This is a genomic window from Nonomuraea sp. NPDC049419 (assembly GCF_040676995.1).
Lineage (GTDB): Bacteria > Actinomycetota > Actinomycetes > Streptosporangiales > Streptosporangiaceae > Nonomuraea > Nonomuraea salmonea.
In genome coordinates this window covers 168,444-185,243 of record NZ_JBFAQB010000007.1, presented here as the reverse complement: position 1 = coordinate 185,243, position 16,800 = coordinate 168,444, and the positions used below count along the sequence as shown (strand labels likewise).

At 71.9% G+C, this 16,800-nt stretch carries 17 protein-coding genes; 3 read left to right on the top strand and 14 right to left on the bottom strand.

What is annotated here, in order from left to right:
* The first annotated feature begins 340 nt into the window (after positions 1-340).
* Positions 341-1,885, top strand: coding sequence for a bis-aminopropyl spermidine synthase family protein (locus tag AB0K12_RS22770; RefSeq protein ID WP_364564392.1), 1,545 nt, complete (start codon positions 341-343; stop codon positions 1,883-1,885).
* Positions 1,886-2,235: 350 nt separating this feature from the next.
* Here AB0K12_RS22770 and AB0K12_RS22765 read toward each other — a convergent pair whose 3' ends face one another.
* The 14 genes from AB0K12_RS22765 to AB0K12_RS22700 form a co-directional block, all read right to left on the bottom strand.
* Positions 2,236-2,826: a hypothetical protein gene (locus AB0K12_RS22765; RefSeq protein ID WP_364564389.1), complete on the bottom strand. Its 591-nt coding sequence runs from the start codon at positions 2,824-2,826 to the stop codon at positions 2,236-2,238.
* Positions 2,826-3,566 (bottom strand): hypothetical protein, encoded by a 741-nt coding sequence (locus tag AB0K12_RS22760; RefSeq protein ID WP_364564387.1) that lies wholly within the window; start codon positions 3,564-3,566, stop codon positions 2,826-2,828. Before AB0K12_RS22760 ends, AB0K12_RS22765 begins: the two co-directional genes overlap by 1 nt.
* Before the next feature lie 2,351 nt (positions 3,567-5,917).
* Positions 5,918-6,622 carry a VIT1/CCC1 transporter family protein gene (locus AB0K12_RS22755; RefSeq protein WP_364564383.1) on the bottom strand — a complete coding sequence of 235 codons (705 nt, stop codon included), beginning with the start codon at positions 6,620-6,622 and terminating at the stop codon, positions 5,918-5,920.
* Positions 6,619-7,911, bottom strand: coding sequence for a prolipoprotein diacylglyceryl transferase (lgt, locus tag AB0K12_RS22750; RefSeq protein ID WP_364564381.1), 1,293 nt, complete (start codon positions 7,909-7,911; stop codon positions 6,619-6,621). Before lgt ends, AB0K12_RS22755 begins: the two co-directional genes overlap by 4 nt.
* 26 nt (positions 7,912-7,937) lie before the next feature.
* Entirely contained in the window at positions 7,938-8,702 is a 765-nt protein-coding gene (locus AB0K12_RS22745; RefSeq protein WP_364564379.1) for a thioredoxin domain-containing protein, read from the bottom strand.
* Positions 8,699-9,178: a MauE/DoxX family redox-associated membrane protein gene (locus AB0K12_RS22740; RefSeq protein WP_364564376.1), complete on the bottom strand. Its 480-nt coding sequence runs from the start codon at positions 9,176-9,178 to the stop codon at positions 8,699-8,701. The genes AB0K12_RS22745 and AB0K12_RS22740 overlap by 4 nt, the downstream gene beginning before the upstream one ends.
* 518 nt (positions 9,179-9,696) lie before the next feature.
* Positions 9,697-10,491, bottom strand: coding sequence for a tryptophan synthase subunit alpha (gene trpA / locus AB0K12_RS22735; RefSeq protein ID WP_364564373.1), 795 nt, complete (start codon positions 10,489-10,491; stop codon positions 9,697-9,699).
* Positions 10,492-10,578: 87 nt separating this feature from the next.
* Entirely contained in the window at positions 10,579-11,784 is a 1,206-nt protein-coding gene (gene trpB / locus AB0K12_RS22730) for a tryptophan synthase subunit beta (protein ID WP_345409700.1), read from the bottom strand.
* 38 nt (positions 11,785-11,822) lie between these two features.
* On the bottom strand, positions 11,823-12,662 hold the full coding sequence (gene trpC / locus AB0K12_RS22725) for an indole-3-glycerol phosphate synthase TrpC (RefSeq protein ID WP_364564370.1): 840 nt from the start codon (positions 12,660-12,662) through the stop codon (positions 11,823-11,825).
* Between the two features lie 122 nt (positions 12,663-12,784).
* Positions 12,785-13,216 (bottom strand): DUF2752 domain-containing protein, encoded by a 432-nt coding sequence (locus AB0K12_RS22720; protein ID WP_364564367.1) that lies wholly within the window; start codon positions 13,214-13,216, stop codon positions 12,785-12,787.
* A gap of 28 nt (positions 13,217-13,244) precedes the next feature.
* The gene (locus AB0K12_RS22715; protein WP_364564364.1) at positions 13,245-13,976 is read right to left on the bottom strand and encodes a DUF4190 domain-containing protein; all 732 of its coding nucleotides are present in this window, start codon (positions 13,974-13,976) and stop codon (positions 13,245-13,247) included.
* Positions 13,977-14,097: 121 nt separating this feature from the next.
* The gene (locus AB0K12_RS22710; RefSeq protein ID WP_364564361.1) at positions 14,098-14,667 is read right to left on the bottom strand and encodes a Trp biosynthesis-associated membrane protein; all 570 of its coding nucleotides are present in this window, start codon (positions 14,665-14,667) and stop codon (positions 14,098-14,100) included.
* Positions 14,668-14,671: 4 nt separating this feature from the next.
* On the bottom strand, positions 14,672-15,019 hold the full coding sequence (hisI, locus tag AB0K12_RS22705; RefSeq protein ID WP_364564358.1) for a phosphoribosyl-AMP cyclohydrolase: 348 nt from the start codon (positions 15,017-15,019) through the stop codon (positions 14,672-14,674).
* Between the two features lie 37 nt (positions 15,020-15,056).
* A complete protein-coding gene (locus tag AB0K12_RS22700; RefSeq protein ID WP_364565002.1) occupies positions 15,057-15,377 on the bottom strand; it encodes an STAS domain-containing protein in 321 nt (106 codons plus the stop codon).
* 170 nt (positions 15,378-15,547) lie between these two features.
* Between AB0K12_RS22700 and AB0K12_RS22695 the strand changes: the two genes are divergently transcribed.
* A complete protein-coding gene (locus tag AB0K12_RS22695; RefSeq protein WP_364564354.1) occupies positions 15,548-16,378 on the top strand; it encodes an MEDS domain-containing protein in 831 nt (276 codons plus the stop codon).
* Positions 16,371-16,796 carry an ATP-binding protein gene (locus AB0K12_RS22690; RefSeq protein ID WP_364564351.1) on the top strand — a complete coding sequence of 142 codons (426 nt, stop codon included), beginning with the start codon at positions 16,371-16,373 and terminating at the stop codon, positions 16,794-16,796. Before AB0K12_RS22695 ends, AB0K12_RS22690 begins: the two co-directional genes overlap by 8 nt.
* Positions 16,797-16,800: the final 4 nt, after the last annotated feature.

Here is a 16,800-nt window from a genome sequence, read left to right as displayed (position 1 = left end):
CGACATCCGAACTCGCTATCCCAAACCCCGGACACCGCCCGCGAAATTCCCGCTCAGCCCACCGATTTCCGCCACCCGAATCGACTTCCCCGCCCCCACCCGCGCATCCCCCTCCACCGCCCAGCGCCCCAGGACCCCCACCGTCCCCTTCGCCCCCACTTCCGGCCCCGGCCTTACCCCAGCCCAAACCTGAATACCGGCCACCCACGCCCCATCGACACCACCGTCGCCGCTGCGGCACACGTGCAAGCGGGCCCGCCCTGTTGGGGGAATCGGCCTTCGACCCGGCGGGCGGCGGTGGGCGGGGATCTTGAGGGTAAGGCACCGATAGGGTTCGGTCATGGAGCGTGACGGGGTGGAACGGCTGCTCACCGAGGCCAGGGCCGACAGCAGGCGGCTGCGGCACGCCTTGGCCCTGCTGTGCGACGGCCAGTGGTGGACGCCGGCCGGCCTGGTGAGGGAGACCGCGACGTCGCGGCGTACCATCGAGGCCCTGCTCCGCGAGCTCACGCTGGAGCACGACGGCGACCGGATGCGTGTCCCTCTCATCGACACGCCCGCCTACCAGGACCTCATCGCCGTGGCACCGCCACCGGAGGACCCGGTGGCGCATCTCGTCCCCCACTACGCCCACGTGCTCGACCGCCTCACCGGCCTCATCGCCAAGGCGCCGCGTGCCCGCCACGTGCTCGACCACGTCTCCGCCACGCCCGAGACCGTGCTGCGGCGGGCGCTGCTGCTCGGGGCCCGCTTCTGGCTGCCCGGCACCCGGCTGCTGTGCGTGGGCGACCACGACCTGACCTCGCTGGCCGTCAAGCTGGTGCATCCGGAGACGGATGTGACGGTGGTCGACGTGGACGAGCGCATCCTGGCCTACATCGACGAGCAGCACCTCGGCGTCCGTACGCGCTGGGCCGACCTCCGGCTCGGCCTGCCCGCCTCGGCTCGTGACCACGACCTGGCGCTCACCGATCCGCCGTACACGCCGGAGGGCATCGGCCTGTTCGTGGCGCGCGCGGTGGAGGGGCTGCGGGACGAAGGGCGGGTGTTGCTGGCGTACGGGGCGAGCGAGCGCACCCCGATGCTGGCGCTCAAGGTCCAGCAGGAGCTGACCGAGCTCAACCTCGCCTACGAGGCCATGTACCCCGACTTCAACCGATACTTCGGCGCGGAGGCCATCGGCTCGGCCGCCGACCTCTACCTCCTGCGCCCCACCAGCAAGACCCGCCCCGCCGTGCAGTCGCGCCTGTCCCGCCAGTCCACCGCCATCTACACACAGGGCCCGCAGTCGATCGAGAGCGCGGGCCGGTCGGTGGCGCAGGCCGAGTCACTCGCCGATTTCGAGCCCGACCTGCTGGTCGGCGAGTGGCCGAAGGACCTCACCCAGCCCCGTGTCAGGCTCTCCACCTGGCTGGCCAAACCCCACGCCACCGTGCCGACCCGGGTGGCCGTCTCCGTGCCGCCCGGCCTGGAGGCCGCGATCCCGCGCCTGCTGCTGGCCACCCGCGCCGCTCACGTCCGCGTCGTGGGCGCGGCTCTGCCGCCCCTGCCGGAAGTGCTCACCACCGTGTACGACGTCCGCGACGCGACCGCGACCGCCTACAACGCCGTACGCCGTCCCCAGCCCACCGGCGAGGCCGAGGCGGTGCTGCGCAGGATCCTCGACAACGGACACGCCAAGATCGCCAACACGTGGCGCGAGGCCCTGATCGCCGTCGCCCGCGCCCAGGGCACGACCCTCACCAAGAACGAAGCCCGCGCCCTGATCCGCGAGGCCGCCGGCTGGTCCGACGCCCTGACCCCCCTCGAAACCCCGCTGCACCACCTCTCCGCGCTGCCGTCGGCAGTCACCACCACGGTCACCGCCCTCACCACCACAACCTGACCCGCCCGCCCGAACTCCGCGCGTTGAGACACCCACAGCTCAACCTGCGATCACGCCTGTCCTAGGGGACGCACCCACCACCCCTGACCCGAGCAACCCGGCACCCACCGCACCCGGCCCGGCACCCGTCACGCACCGCGCCCGGCCCGGTACCCGTCGCGCAGCAGACGAGCACCCCGCCACGCCCGGCCTGAGCATCCGGCACCGTCCGCCCGGCTCAGCACCGGCCATGCCGTGCCCTCATCGCGCGGCACCCGCGCACCGCCTGATTTCCGCCTGGCCCATCCATCACCCATCGCGCAGCGGGCAGGCGGACCCAAGCCGCGCGTGCGGGCGGAAGCCGGCAGGTCCTACGTCGCCGCCACGATGCGGCTCTGGACCACCCGTCCCAACCCGTCCAGGGCGATGAGGGCGGTGACCAGATCCTGTGCGGATGCCTTCCCGCCCACCCAGCTCACCGTCACGTAATGCCCCATCGCGCGAACCTGGGCGCTGCTGCCGGCGACCTCGAAGGGGATGTCCTGCCGCACGAACGCATCCTTGCGCAGGTCGGTCACCAGCGCGTCGGCCGCCCGCCCGTCGCTCAGGTTGAAGATGACGAACTGGCCCGCCACCGACCCGCCCTGGTACGTCGCCCGCAACGCCTGCGTGCACCCCTCGGCCGTGGTGCCCGACAGAAGCTCGGAGCAGTCGGTGAACACGTCGGCCGCGACCCGGCGCAGGGCGCCCAGGGCCGCGGCGGAGGAGGGGAAGACCTCGTCGGCGGTGAGCGGGGTGGCGTCGTGCTGGCGGCTGTCGATGGCCGCGTAGAAGGCGGAGGTCGCTTCGGTACGCAGGGCGGACGGCCGGGGCGTCTCCCTGCCCAGCCACATCCATCCGCCCACGGCGACGGCCACGACCAGCACACCGGCCGTCAACGACAGGAACACGCGCCGGGACATCAGGACGACGGCCCCGTGATCGACACGACACGACGGTAGACCGCCTTCTCGGCCCCGCGCAGGGCGAGGGTGAGCGAGACGTAGTCGTCCTTGGCGGTGGGCTCGGCGCCGTCCACCCGGCCCAGCCACACCAGCCCGACGTAGTGGCCGAGCGCGTAGCCGCCCGCCTCGGAGTAGCCGCCGGGCGGGAAGGCGGCCTTGCCGGAGGTCAGGGGCTGCACCCAGCCGCCCCGGTAGAGCACCTTCAGCTGCTCCACGAGGTCGCCCGCCGACTGGGCGTCCTTGAGGTTGAGCAGCGTGTACTGGCCCACGTAGCGGCCGTCGGAGCTGAGGTAGAGGCCGCGGGCGGTCTGCGTACAGCCTGCTTCGGCGGCCAACTCGATGAGCTCCGCGCCCTGCAACGCCTGCGAGCACTCGCGGTCGAGCTTCTTGGCGGCGAGCTTCAGCTTGAGCTTCTTGGAGACGGTCAGCTCCTTCTGGCTGAACACCTCCTTCTCCGTCAACGCCTTCCCGTCCTTCGTACGCTCGGCCACGGGGTCGAACAGCTTGGGCGAGTCCCAGCCGTGGAACACCTTGGGCAGCACCGCGTCCGGTGCGAGCACGGCCGCGGTGGCCTGCCGCTCCGGCGTGTACGTCCCCAGCGACCTGACCACCGTCACGAACCCGACCCCCGCCACGATCACGGCGACCACCGTGGAGATGATCACCAGGAGCCGCTGCCGCTCAGGCCGCATGCCCATGTCGGTGAGGATGGGGAACTGCCAGTCGGAACGCGGCGTCCGCCGCCGCTTCCGCCCGTTCCCCTCAACCTCACCACGGGCTACGCCCTCCGACGCCTCGCCACCATTCGCCGCACTCCCGTCCGCGGCAACCCGCCCCCGCTTACCACCCCGGGACAGCCCCTCCAGCGGCAACCCAAGGCCACTGTCGTCATCCTGGCCACCGCGCGCCCGCGAACCGGAGTCCACCTCATCCTTGGCCCGCCGGTCATCACCCTTCCCCCGGCCACGGAACCCCAGCCTCCGCCGCTGCCCACCCTCATCATCGGCAGCGCCGGAACCACTCCAGAAGTCCTCATCCCCATCAGCGGACGCCTCACCGGCCGCAGCCGCCCGCCTCCCCTTGGCAGCACCCCGTCCCCGACCACCGTCGACATCAGCCCGGCCATCACCACCAGCACCAGCGGCATCGCTCCCAGCACCAGCCCGGCCGAGGGGGTCGCTCGCGGCACCAGCCCCGCCAAGGGGGGCGCCTTCGACACCACCCCGGCCCCGGCCTTCGCCGACCGCCGCCGATGGGGCATCGCTGTCCACGTTCGCATGCCGGCGTCCTCGACCAGTAGCGGCACGCCTACCGTCCTCCGACCCGGGTGCCGGCGAACCACCGCCCGCAGCCCGGCCGCCCTCATCCGTGGCCGCTCGCCGCCCACGACCGGACGTCGCACGCCTATCCCCGTCCGGCCCGGTCGCCGACCACTCCCCGCTGGCCGACGCCGCGGACTGCTCGGCCCGGCGAGCGGCCCTGCGCCCACGACCACCCAAAGAACGCCTGGACGCCTCACCCTCGGCCCGGCCCTCGACAGCCGGCTCCCAGATGTCATCCGCCCCCGCTACCGACTGGCCGCTCTCCTCACGGGACGCCGCCTTCCTGCCACTGCCGGCCGCCTCCCAGCCACCGCTTCGAGCCCCTCCCCCATGCCTACCGGGATCCGTCCCAGCAGCCGACCAGGCATCGCTGGGCGTGCCCGCCCCCGCCACCGGCCACCCAGCGGCATCGGTGCCGCCCGCACCAGGCTGCCCGTGGCGACGCGCCCGCCGACCCCCCGAACGCGATCTCCTACCACCCTCGGCCCCGGCCCCCGGAACCGCCTCACCAACCGAACGACCATCCCCAGCAGCCCGCCCGTCATCAACGAACCAGCTGTCGGAGGCAGGCCGACCGTCATCCGCCGACCCGACATCACCAGCCCGCCACCCGCCAGTGCCCGACCGCCCATCAGCCGCAGCCCAACCACCGGTGCCTGAGCGGCCGTCGCTCGCAGGCCAACCGCCGGTGCCCGACCGACCGTCACCCGCAGGCCGACCACCCGAACTGGAGCGGCCACCACCAGCAGCCCAACCACCAGTCCCCGAACCACCGTCACTCGCGGGCCAACCACCAGTACCCGAAGAACCATCGGCCGCAGGCCAACCACCTGTGCCTGAGGTGCCATCGCTCGCAGGCCAACCACCGGTACTGGACCGGGCGTCGTCGGCGGGCCAGCCGCCGGTTCCCGATCGGCCGTCACCGGCGGGCGGGGCATCGCTCAGGGGCCGGGCGTTTCCGGCGGCACGCCTGCCACGGCCACGACTCCGCCCCCGGCTGTCGCCGAAGGCCTCCCACCCGTCGCCGCGCCGACCGCTCTCGGTGCCGGCATCCGACCAAGCTCCAAGGCCGACATCGCCAGCACCTGTCCGAGCACCACCAGCACCGGTCCCTACGCCGCCAGCGCCCATCCCTACGCCGCCGGCACCCGCCCCAGCACCGCCAGCGCCCGTCCCAACGCCGCCGACGCCCATCCCAGCACCGCCGCCGCGCGCCTCAGCACCGCGACCGCCATCCATGTGAGCGCCACGACTGCCGCGCCTTCCAGCGCTGCGCCTGCCTCGTGTCCCAGCATCACGGCCGTCGCCTGTCCTGGCGCCACCGTAGGCATCTCCCTGGCCCACGCCCGCACCGGCGACATAGTCCGTGCCGACGCCATAGCCACCGAAGCGCCCGGTGCCACCGTCCCGGCCGTCGGCGGGGACGCCCGCGCCGGGCCAGGCGCCTTCACCGGGCCCCTGCCCGGCTCCCGGCCCGTACCCCGGCCCGTACCCCGGCGCAGCCTCCGACCCGAACCCAGAACCCGACCCGAACCCAGAACCCGACCCGAACCCAGAACCCGACCCGAACTCGGAACCCGACCCGAACTCGGAACCGGAGCCGAACTCCGAGCCGGAGCCGGGCTCTGGGCCGGAGTCAGCGGCGGAGCGGCGGGAGTTGGAGCGGTTGCGGCCGGTGCCGTCGCCGCCGGAGCGGCCGGAACCAGGGTTGGCGCGTCGGCGGGCCATCACAGCCCCGCCGCCCCGATGACGTTGCCGAGGGCGAAGGTGACCGCTGCCGCCACCGCCCCCACCAGGAGTTGCCGCAGCCCGGAGTACCACCAGCGGCGGGCGGTCACCGCCGACACCAGCGCCCCTGCGGCGAACAGCGCGCAGCAGGACACCACAGCGGAGATCACCAGCTCGCGCGCCCCGAACAGGTACGGCAGCAGCGGCAGCGCCGCCCCCACCGCGAACGACACGAACGACGAGACGGCGGCCACCACCGGCGACGGCAGCTCGCCCGGCACCACGCCGAGCTCGTTGCGGGAGTGCACCTCGAGCGCGCGGTCGGGGTTGCGGGAGATCTGGCGGGCGACCTCGGCGGCCAGGGCGGGCGTCACGCCCTGGTCGACGAAGGTCTGGGCCAGCTCGGCCAGCTCGTCCTCGGGGTGGTGGGCCAGCTCGCGCCGCTCGACGGCGATCTCGGCCTGGGCCAGCTCGCGCTGGCTGGCGACGGAGACGTATTCGCCGCCCGCCATGGACAGGGCTCCGGCGGCCAGCCCGGCGACGCCGCCGAGCGCGACCACCCTGGGGTTGGTGCTGCCGCCGGCCACACCTGCGATGAGCGCGAAGTTCGACACCAGGCCGTCCATCGCGCCGAACACCGAGGGCCGTAGCCAGCCTCCGGTGACGTCGCGATGGTTGTGGTGGACCTCCGCGCGATCGCTCATCGGGGGTTCTTCTCCTTCGTCACGGTCTCGGCCTCCACTGGCCCCGCCTGCTCGCCCTCCTCCTGGGCCGCCGCAGAAACGACATCGTCGCCCTGCGCCGACGACCCGGACGCGGCCGGGTCAGCGCCGACCGAGTCGGAGGCACCGGACGCGCCAGAGGTGGAAGAGACAGGGCCGGCCGCGTCAGAGCCAGGAGCATCGGAAACGGACGTGTCAGCGGCGGAGGTGTCAGAGCCCGACGCGTCGGAGGTGGAGGCTTCGGCGCCCGGCCTGCCGGTGCCGGACGGTTTGTCGCCGTCAGCGTCATCGGCCGAGGAGGCTCCGGACGGTGGCTCCCCGGACGGGCCCTCGGCAGTCGTGGACGAAGAGCCGGCGGTCGTGGCCGAGGACTCGCCCGTGCCGGGGTCGGCCTGGCCGGCGCCGTGAGCCGGGTCGGGCTCGTCGTCGGGGCCGGACTCGGGCAGCGCCACGATCTCCTCGCCCGTCTTGTCACGGGTGGCGAAGAAGTAGACCAGCGCGAGCACGAACAGCACGATCGAGGTCCACTGGTTGATGCGCAGCCCGAGGAACTCGACCGCGTGATCGACGCCGCCGACCGGGTCGATGCGCAGCCCCTCGATCCAGAAGCGGCCGAGCGTGTAGCCGGCGACGTAGAGGGCGAACAGCCGGCCGTGGTGCAGCGCGAAGCGGCGCCCCGCGAAGATGAGCAGGAAGCCCAGCGCGACGTCCCACAGCGACTCGTACAGGAAGGTCGGGTGGTAGAGCACGCCGGGCTCGCCGCCGTGCTCGATGTCGATCTCGAGCCCCCACGGCAGGGTGGTCGGCGAGCCGTAGAGCTCCTGGTTGAACCAGTTGCCCCAGCGGCCGATGCCCTGCGCGAAGGCGATGCCGGGCGCGACCGTGTCGGCGATGGCGCTCATGGACAGGCCGCGTTTGCGTACGGCCAGCCAGACGCCGAGCGCGCCCAGCGAGATGGCGCCCCAGATGCCGAGGCCGCCCTCCCAGATGAACAGGGCCTGGTAGGGCTCCTTGATCGCGCGGCTGCCGAAGTAGGTCTGCCAGTCGGTGATGACGTGGTAGAGCCGGCCACCGATCAGGCCGAAGATGACCGCGGGAACCGCGATGTCCACGATCGTCCCCGCCTGGCCGCCGCGGGCGCGCCAGCGGCGCTCGCTCAGCCAGACGGCGACGATGACGCCGAGCACGATGCATAGCGCATAAGCCCGGATCGGGATGATTCCGAGATACCAGACCCCTTCTGAAGGGCTGGGAATCGAGGCTAGGGGCATGTCAAGCGAGGGTAGCGGAAGCGGGCCTACTTGGCCGCCTCGGTAATCTCATCACGCAGCTGCGACGGGCTGAACAGTACCTGATTGTCTATTTCTGTTCCGTTCAATTTCACTGTCGGCGTGTGATCGAGCTTCTGCTCTTCGGTGACCTTCTTGCTGTACGCCAGCTGCGCGTCGGCGTTCTTGTTGCTGGTCACGCACTGGTCGAAGCCGGGCGTGTCGACACCGGCCTCCTTGCCCCACTGCTTGAGCTGGTCGGGCAGGAAACCCTGCTCGGTCTCCGGAGGCTGGTTCTCGAAGAGCAGGTCGTGGAAGGCCATCCACTGCTTGCCGTCGGCGACACAGCGGGACGCGCTGCCGGCGCGTACGGAGTTGGCCCTCGTCGGATCCTGCGAGAAGATCGTGATCGGGTGATAGACGACCTTGGCCTTGCCCTCGGCGGCGAGGTTCTTGAAGGTCTGGCCGCTGACGCGCTCGAGCTCCTTACAGGCCGGGCACTGGAAGTCCTCGTAGATGTCGACGACCGGCCCTGTGACGCCGTTCTGGGCCATCACCGCGGTGCCGTCGGACTGCACGGCGATCGGCGCGAGGGCGCCGAGGGCCTCCTCGGAGCGCGAGGTGCTCGCGGCGTACCACCAGCCGAGGCCGACGGCCGCCACGGCGACCACGCCCGCGGTGGTGTAGGTCACGATGCGCCGGCGCTTGTCGCGGGCCCGCTGAGCGGCCTGCTGCGCCTTGATCTTGTCGCGCGCGGACTGTGACTTGGTCTTGGTGCGCTCGCCCTTGCTCATCCTTCGTCCTCCCCCTCATCAACACCATTGTCGCCCCCGAGACCGAGAGCTCCGTCGAGCGCGAAGCGGCCCGGCGGGAAGCGCACGGCCCACGCGCCGAGCAGCACGAGGCCGAAGTCGCGCAGGATGTCGAGCAGGTAGGTCGGCTCCTGTCCGGCACCCAGCTGGCCGCCGCCACCGAAGCAGCCGCAGTCGATCCGCAGGCCGTTCGCCCACGCCCAGGCGATGCCGAAGACGAACGCGAACATGAGCAGTGCGGCGATCACCGCGGCCGCCCTGGTCAGCAGACCGACGACCAGCAGCACGCCGACCACGATCTCCAGGATGGGCAGTGCGTAGCCCACCGCGACGGCGATCGATTCCGGCAGCAGCTGGTACGCCTTGACCGCGACCACGGAGTCGGCCGGGTTGCCGATCTTGAGCGCGCCCGCCGCGATCAGCACCCCGCCCAGAACCAGCCGGGCGACGGTTGTCACCCAGGGTATCGCCGTTCTCGCCATCAGTGACGATTGTGACGCGGCCACTAGTGTTCTCCTCTTTCTCTGCGCCGGAAAGCGCACAGTACCCGCGACTATCCGATCACGTCCGGGATAAGCGTCGGCTAAGCGCGTATCCCGCCATTGAACTGGGAGGTTCGCCGCAACCCAGCCTCAACCGGGCAAAGATCGATCCCCTGTCCGGAACGTCAGGAGCGCGCGCAACGCACGCTCACAGGGCGAGGGCAGGGCGGGCCCTGTCGGCCGCGCGCCGAAGGACGGCGGCAAGGCGCGCGGGGCGTCAGCACATGTGAGGTGACGGCCGAGCCCCGCCCAGGGGCGGAGAAGCAGGCCAACGGCGCACCCCACCGCGAGCGGCACGAGCCGGACCGGTGCCCCCGCACCTTGCAACCGGTGGAGGGGCAGGCCCTCGCACGTCCAAGGTGGTGGCCGTGGCTGCACGTCCGATGCGGCGTGCGATCGGCCCGGCGCGGCCTCGTACGGGCCGCGCCCAAGCGTCAGCGGCGGACGCCCTTCGCCATGTCGCGGGCCAGGGTGGCGATCGACTCGCGGCCGACCGCCTCGTCGGGGGCGTCGAGGATGCGGCGGATGAAGGCCGAGCCCACGATCACGCCGTCGGCGTAGCCGGCCACCTCGGCCGCCTGGGCGCCGGTGCCGACGCCGAGGCCGACGCACACGGGCAGGTCGGTGTGGGCGCGGGTGCGCTCGACCAGGCCCTGGGCGGCGACGTTGACGGTCTCCCTGGCGCCCGTGACGCCCATGAGCGAGGCGGCGTAGACGAACCCGGTGCAGCAGTCGACGACGGCCTTGATGCGCTGCTCGGTGGAGCTGGGCGCGACCAGGAACACCGTGTCGATGCCGGCCGCGGCGGAGGCCGCGCGCCAGGGCTCGGACTCCTCGGGCGTCAGGTCGGGCGTGATGGTGCCGACGCCGCCGGCGTTGGCGAGGTCGCGGGCGAACCGGTCGGCGCCGTATTTGTCGATCGGGTTCCAGTAGGTCATGACGAGCGTCGCGGCGCCGGTGGCGGCCACGCCTTCGACGGTACGCATGACGTCGGCGATGCGGGTGCCGTTGACGAGCGAGCGGTGCACCGCGTCCTGGATGGTCGGCCCGTCCATGAGCGGGTCGGAATAGGGCAGGCCGATCTCGATGACGTCGCAGCCGGCCTCCACCAGGGCCGCGGCGGCGGCGACGGCGCCGTCTTTCGACGGGAAGCCCGCGGGCAGGTAGCCGACGAGCGCGGCCCGGTTGTCCGCCTTCGCCTTGGCGAAGACCGTCTGAAGAGTCGTCATGTCTGTCCGTTCCGAAGGTCGAATCCCACCATGATGCCCTGCTCGGCGCCCGGCCCGAAGCCTTCGGGCGTCACCGGGCCGGCGGTGTCACAGGTTGAAGTACTTCATGGCCGTGCCCATGTCCTTGTCGCCGCGCCCGGAGAGGTTGACCAGGATGATCGCCTCGGGGCCGAGCTCGCGGCCCAGCTCGAGCGCGCCGGCGAGCGCGTGGGAGGACTCGATGGCGGGGATGATGCCCTCGGTCCTGGCCAGCAGCGAGAACGCGGCCATCGCCTGGTCGTCGGTGACGCCGTGGTAGGTGGCGCGGCCGGTGTCCTTGAGCCAGGCGTGCTCGGGGCCGACGCCGGGGTAGTCGAGGCCGGCGGAGATCGAGTGGGACTCGATGGTCTGGCCCTCGTCGTCCTGCAGGACGTAGGTGCGCGAGCCGTGCAGCACGCCGACCGAGCCGGCGGTGAGGGTGAGCGCGTGCTCTCCGCTCTCCAGGCCGTGGCCGGCGGCCTCGTAGCCGTGCAGCTGGACGCCCTCGTCCCCGATGAAGGCGTGGAAGGCGCCGATGGCGTTGCTGCCGCCGCCGACGGCGGCGCAGACCGCGTCGGGCAGCCGGCCGGTCAGCTCGAGCATCTGGCGGCGGGCCTCGACGCCGATGATGCGCGCGAAGTCGCGCACGATCTCGGGGAACGGGTGCGGGCCCGCGACGGTGCCGAACAGGTAGTGGGTGGTGTCGACGTTGGTCACCCAGTCGCGGAACGCCTCGTTGATGGCGTCCTTGAGGGTCTGGGAGCCGTTGGTGACGGGCACCACGGTCGCGCCGAGCAGCTTCATCCTGGCGACGTTGAGCGCCTGGCGCTCGCAGTCGACGGCGCCCATGTAGATGACGCACTCGAGGCCGAGCAGCGCGGCGGCGGTGGCGGTGGCCACGCCGTGCTGGCCGGCGCCGGTCTCGGCGATGACCCGCTTCTTGCCCAGCCGCTTGGTCAGCAGCGCCTGGCCCAGCACGTTGTTGATCTTGTGGGCGCCGGTGTGGGTGAGGTCTTCGCGCTTGAGTATGACGCGCGCGCCGCCCGCCTGCTCGCTGAAGCGCGGCACGTCGGTCAGCGTGGTGGGACGGCCCGCGTAGGTGCGCAGCAGGTGGTCGAACTCCTTGATGAACTGCGCGTCGTTCTTGGCCTTCTCGTAGACCGCGGCCACCTCGTCGAGCGCCGGGATGAGCGCCTCGGGCACGTATCGGCCGCCGAAGATGCCGAACTTGCCGTGCACGTCGGGGTCGTCGCCGTGCGCGCCGTTGCCCGCCAGGTCGGCGGCGGTCAGGATGGTGCCTTCGTTTGCCACTGCTATCCCTCTGCTGAGTGGTCGGGGCGCGTCGACGGATGAGCACCGGCGGTCACCAGCGCCTCCACTGCCTTGCGCGGATCCTTGCCGGTGACCAGGCTCTCGCCCACCAGCACGGCGTCGGCGCCGGCCCTGGCGTAGGCGAGCAGGTCGTGCGGGCCGCGCACGCCCGACTCCGCGATCTTGATGACATTATCCGGGATCTTGGGCGCGATCTTCGCGAAGACGTCGCGGTCGACCTCGAGTGTCTTGAGATTTCGCGCGTTGACCCCGATGACCCGCGCGCCGGCCGCGACGGCCCGCTCGAGCTCCTCTTCTGTGTGCACCTCGACCAGCGGGGTCAGCCCGATGGACTCGGCGCGCTCGATGAGCGAGACCAGTGCCTCCTGCTCCAGGCAGACGACCATGAGCAGGGCCAGATCGGCGCCGTGGGCGCGGGCCTCCCACAGCTGGTAGGAGGTGAGGATGAAGTCTTTACGCAGGATCGGGATGTCGACGCGGGCGCGGACGGCGGCGAGGTCGTCGAGACTGCCGCCGAACTTGCGGCGCTCGGTGAGCACGCTGATGACGTGGGCGCCGCCCGCTTCGTAGTCGGCCGCCAGCGCGGCGGGGTCGGCGATCGCGGCGAGCGCGCCCTTCGACGGGCTGGAGCGCTTGACCTCCGCGATCACCGAGATGCGGTCGCCCCCGAGCGCGGCCATGGCGTCTCTGGGCGGCTGCGCCCGCTCGGCCCGCTGCTTGAGCTCGTCCATCGAGACGGCCTGCTGACGTGCGGCGAGGTCGGCGCGCACCCCGTCGAGGATGTCGTCGAGGACACTCGGCCCTTCCGTCCGCTCACTCACGCGCTGAGGTCCCTCCGGTCGGCTTCTGGGGGTGTGGCGGAGAGTTCGCGTCGGCGTCCGCTCTCTGCCTTGTCCTGCGATGGTATCGGCCTCAGCGACGCGCCCTCACCACCGGTCCCCGCCTATGGGGCGAGGAACGCCCCGAAAGGCAGATTACGGACTACCCAGTAGACCATGACGACCACGATGAACGCCCACAGCCACGCCGGGTGCGGCACGGCGGTGCTCATGGACCTGCCCCGCCACGCGCGCACGACCCAGCGCCCCCACCAGAACAGCAGGATCGGCAGCATGACCACCAGCAGGGGGTTGAGACCGAGCGCCGCCACGGGGTCGAGGTGGGCCAGCGCGTGCATGGTGCGCAGCGTGCCGCAACCCGGGCAGTAGAGGCCGGTGATCCACAGGAACGGGCAGGTCGGGTAGTGGCCCGGCTCGTTGGGGTCGACCACGGCGGCGACCACGAAGGCCGAGCAGGTGACGGCCGCGACGCCGAGCGGCGGGAGCAGGACCTTCAGGCGCCGCGTGCCTGTCCGCTCGGTTGTCGCGTGGCTCATGTTTCCAGTATCCGCCTTCCCTGGATGCTCAGTAGTCGTACGTGGCGGTGGCCGCGGTGCTCAGCCCGATGAGCGAGAGCAGCATGCCGCCGAAGATGATCCAGCCCAGCACCCACAGCACGACGGTGATGTAGGAGGTGACCAGGCCGCCGACGGCCATGCCCGAGCCCTCTTCGCCGGTGCGCTTGATCCGGTTGAGGGCGATGTGGCCGAGGATCACGCCGGGGATGCTGGTGAGGCCGCAGAAGACCAGGCCGATGATGCCGAGGACGAGCGAGGCGACCGCCATGCCGTTGGTGGAGCGGGGCTGCTGGGGCGCGCCGTAGTAGCCCTGCTGCTGGTCGTAGCCGTAGCCCTGCTGCTGGGAGTAGCCCCCGCTCGGGGGCATCTGGCCGTAGCCGAGGTCCTGTGGGTAGCTGGGCGGCTGCTGGCCGTAGCCGCCGCTGCTCTGGGGCTGCTGACCGTAACCTCCGCCGCTCTGGGGCTGCTGACCGTAGCCGCCCCCGCTCGGCGGCTGCTGACCGTAGCCGCCCCCGCTCGGCGGCTGCTGGCCGTAACCTCCGCCGCCGCTGGGAGGCTGCTGGTTGTACCCGCCACCTCCGCTCGGGGGCTGCTGGCCGTAGCCGCCGCTCTGGGCCTGCTGACCATAGCCTCCGTCGTAGCCCGGCTGCTGCTGGCCGTAGCCGGGCTGCTGCCCGTAGCCGCCGCCCGGTGGTTGCGCGCCGTAGCCGCCGCTACCGCTCTGATCCCCGTAGCTCATGAGCTGGCTCCTCAATCATTCGTGGCGAGTTGATACGGCAGCTTAGTGAGGAATTCTTTGCCAAGAAGACAAGGACTCAGAACAGTGGAGGTTTCGACATCGGGCCGTGTTCAGCGGGTGTTCAGCGGCCTTCGGTGGGGTCGTCGCCCCTGTCGAGCGCCTCCCAGAGCGCCCTGTCGTCGCTGACCTGCGCCTTCGTCTCGCCGGGCGTGGCCTGGGCCCGGTCGTAGCGGGCGGACATGCCCGCCCACCGGGCGCCGCGCACGATCGCGGTGACGCCGCCGGCGAGCATCAGCAGCGCGCCCGCCGCCGCGACGGCGGGCCACAGCGGCGCGCTCTCCCACGGCACGTCGGTGGCGCCGCGCAGCGCGTTCTGCTCGGCGAGCCAGCCGGTCACATCGGACGCGCCGAGCGCCGTCCAGGTCGCCGCCGCGGCGCCCGCGCCGCACAGGGCGAGCACGGCGCCGACGACGCGGCGGCCGGTGCCCTTGCTGGCGAGCACGGCCACCACCCCGGCGAGCCCGGCCAGCGCCACGGGGGTGAGCACGGGGCTGAGGTCGCCGCCGGTGGGCGCGGCCACGCCGCTCTGGAGCACCCGCGCCCAGTCCTGCCCGGCCGCGACGAGCACCAGGAGGCAGCCGAGCACGGTCGCGGCGACCCAGATCCACAGCTCCCGCTTGTCGCTGCGCATGGTGTCAGCCGTTCACGATCTCGAACTGGCCGGCGTCGAAGCAGGTGCGGTCGCCGGTGTGGCAGGCCGCGCCGACCTGGTCGACCTTGACCAGCAGGGTGTCGCCGTCGCAGTCGAGCGCCACGGACTTGACGTGCTGGACGTTGCCCGAGGTGCCGCCCTTGACCCACAGCTCCTGGCGGCTGCGCGACCAGTAGGTGGCCCTGCCGGTGGTGAGCGTCCGATGCAGGGCCTCGTCGTTCATCCAGGCCAGCATGAGCACCTCGCCGGTGTCGTACTGCTGGGTGATCGCGGGCACCAGACCGTCGGGGTTGCGCTTCAACCGCGTGGCGATCTTCGGGTCGAGGGACATGCTGCCATTCAACCAGGCCACCGCCGCGCCCCCGTCGTCAGGCGAGCGCCTCGGGGAGGGTGTCGTAGATGGGGAAGAGCGGCGCGAGGTTCGTCCTGCGGAGCCTGCGCAGCACCTGGCCGTCGGGGGCGACGAGCGCCATCGTACGGTCGCGCTCGCGCAGTGAGGCGAGCAGCCGCACCAGCACGCCGAGGCCGGTGGTGTCGATGAAGGTCAGCGCTGTCAGATCCACGACGAGTTTGGAGTCGTGAGCGGCGACCGCTTCGTCCAGGCATTTCCGCACTTGGGAGACGTTGTCGACGTCCATCTCCCCCGCCAGTCTCACCACCACAGAACCCCCGTGATGGTGTCGCGACATCTCCAGCACATCCACGCCCATGCTCCTCATAACCCCTCCCGTGGGCGGCTCCGCCGAAAACGTACACCGGTCTGGGGCGGATCACGGTGCGTTTTGCTGAGAATGCGGTACGTGATCACATCCGGGCGAGTACTTTCTGACTCGACCGCGTGCTAGGGGAGGGCAGGATCGTGGTGCACGTCGCGGGCTCCGTTCTGGATCCGGATCTGGGCGATCATGTCTGCCTGCCGTTCGACGGCGAGCGGGAGCGGATGACGCTCACGCGGGCGTTCACCGTGAACGGCCTGCGCCGCCGTACCAAAGTGGTGATCATCACCCACACCGACACCCCCGAGCGCACGCGCAGGTGGCTGGCGCCGCTGGTGCCGGGGTTCGCCGACGCCGAGCAGGCCGGCCAGATCACGATCCTGGCCTGCGCCGACACCCACTTCACCGACGGTTTCCTCGACCTCGGGCGGCTGCACGCCGAGCTGGCCGAGGCCCGCGACCAGGCGCGCAGGGACGGCAGGCACGGCGTGTACGCGCTGGTCGACGCCTCCTGGGGGCTGGGCGACGTGCCGGGGCACGCGGCTTTCGAGGCGGCCGTCAACGAGCTGTTCGGCGAGGGCTGGCTGGCGGCGGTCTGCCAGTACGACCGCGGCGTCTTCCCCCGCGACGCCCTCGACCGCGCCGCCGCCGTGCACCCGATCTCCCCCGAGCAGGCGCTGCTGCGCTTCGCGCACGCCGAGTCGGGGCTGCGGGTGTGGGGCGACGTCGACCTGACCAACAGGCCCGCGTTCGCCTCACTGCTTGAGCGGCTGGAGAAGGAGCCCGGCGAGGTGGTGATCGACGCGGCCGGGCTCGAGTTCATCGACGCGGGCTCGGCCCAGCTGCTGACGATGACGGCGATGGCCAGGCCGCGCGGCACGACGACGGTGCTGTGCCGTGACCCGATGGCCCGGGTGCTGCGGCTGATCGGCGCGGACGCCTACATCGCCGTACGACGGGCGGACGATGTGTAGACAGGTGCTCTGCACCGCCTTCGCCCGCGGCCGCATCACGCTCCTGCGCAGGACCGTCACCGAGCACGCGAGAGCCGAGGGGCTGACCGGCCGCGGCCTGGAGGACTTCGTCCTGGCCGTCAACGAGATCGTCACGAACGCGGTCCTGCACGGCGGCGGTCACGGCCGGCTGCGGCTGTGGTCGCACGCCGGCCGGCTGTGGTGCGAGGTCAGCGACGAGGGCCCGGGGCTGCCCGCGGGGTGGATGGGCGACGGGCGCCCGCCCGAGGGGCTCGACTTCCGCGGGCGGGGGCTGTGGCTGACCGGCATGCTGTGCGATCAGGTGATGATCGTGTCGGGGCCGGCCGGCACGACGGTGATGTTCTCCGCCCTGCTGAGCGACGCCCCCAGCCGCGAGCCGGCCGCCGCCCTCCTATGAACGC

What these genes read in the sequence shown, in the direction of transcription:
- AB0K12_RS22745 (WP_364564379.1), bottom strand. Translation starts at nt 8,702, where the DNA reads ATGAGCAAGGGCGAGCGCACCAAGACCAAGTCACAGTCCGCGCGCGAC.
- AB0K12_RS22700 (WP_364565002.1), bottom strand. Translation starts at nt 15,377, where the DNA reads ATGTCGCGACACCATCACGGGGGTTCTGTGGTGGTGAGACTGGCGGGG.
- AB0K12_RS22720 (WP_364564367.1), bottom strand. Translation starts at nt 13,216, where the DNA reads ATGAGCCACGCGACAACCGAGCGGACAGGCACGCGGCGCCTGAAGGTC.
- AB0K12_RS22765 (WP_364564389.1), bottom strand. Translation starts at nt 2,826, where the DNA reads ATGTCCCGGCGCGTGTTCCTGTCGTTGACGGCCGGTGTGCTGGTCGTG.
- AB0K12_RS22770 (WP_364564392.1), top strand. Translation starts at nt 341, where the DNA reads ATGGAGCGTGACGGGGTGGAACGGCTGCTCACCGAGGCCAGGGCCGAC.
- hisI (WP_364564358.1), bottom strand. Translation starts at nt 15,019, where the DNA reads ATGTCCCTCGACCCGAAGATCGCCACGCGGTTGAAGCGCAACCCCGAC.
- AB0K12_RS22715 (WP_364564364.1), bottom strand. Translation starts at nt 13,976, where the DNA reads ATGAGCTACGGGGATCAGAGCGGTAGCGGCGGCTACGGCGCGCAACCA.
- AB0K12_RS22710 (WP_364564361.1), bottom strand. Translation starts at nt 14,667, where the DNA reads ATGCGCAGCGACAAGCGGGAGCTGTGGATCTGGGTCGCCGCGACCGTG.
- AB0K12_RS22755 (WP_364564383.1), bottom strand. Translation starts at nt 6,622, where the DNA reads ATGAGCGATCGCGCGGAGGTCCACCACAACCATCGCGACGTCACCGGA.
- lgt (WP_364564381.1), bottom strand. Translation starts at nt 7,911, where the DNA reads ATGCCCCTAGCCTCGATTCCCAGCCCTTCAGAAGGGGTCTGGTATCTC.
- AB0K12_RS22760 (WP_364564387.1), bottom strand. Translation starts at nt 3,566, where the DNA reads ATGGGCATGCGGCCTGAGCGGCAGCGGCTCCTGGTGATCATCTCCACG.
- AB0K12_RS22690 (WP_364564351.1), top strand. Translation starts at nt 16,371, where the DNA reads ATGTGTAGACAGGTGCTCTGCACCGCCTTCGCCCGCGGCCGCATCACG.
- trpA (WP_364564373.1), bottom strand. Translation starts at nt 10,491, where the DNA reads ATGACGACTCTTCAGACGGTCTTCGCCAAGGCGAAGGCGGACAACCGG.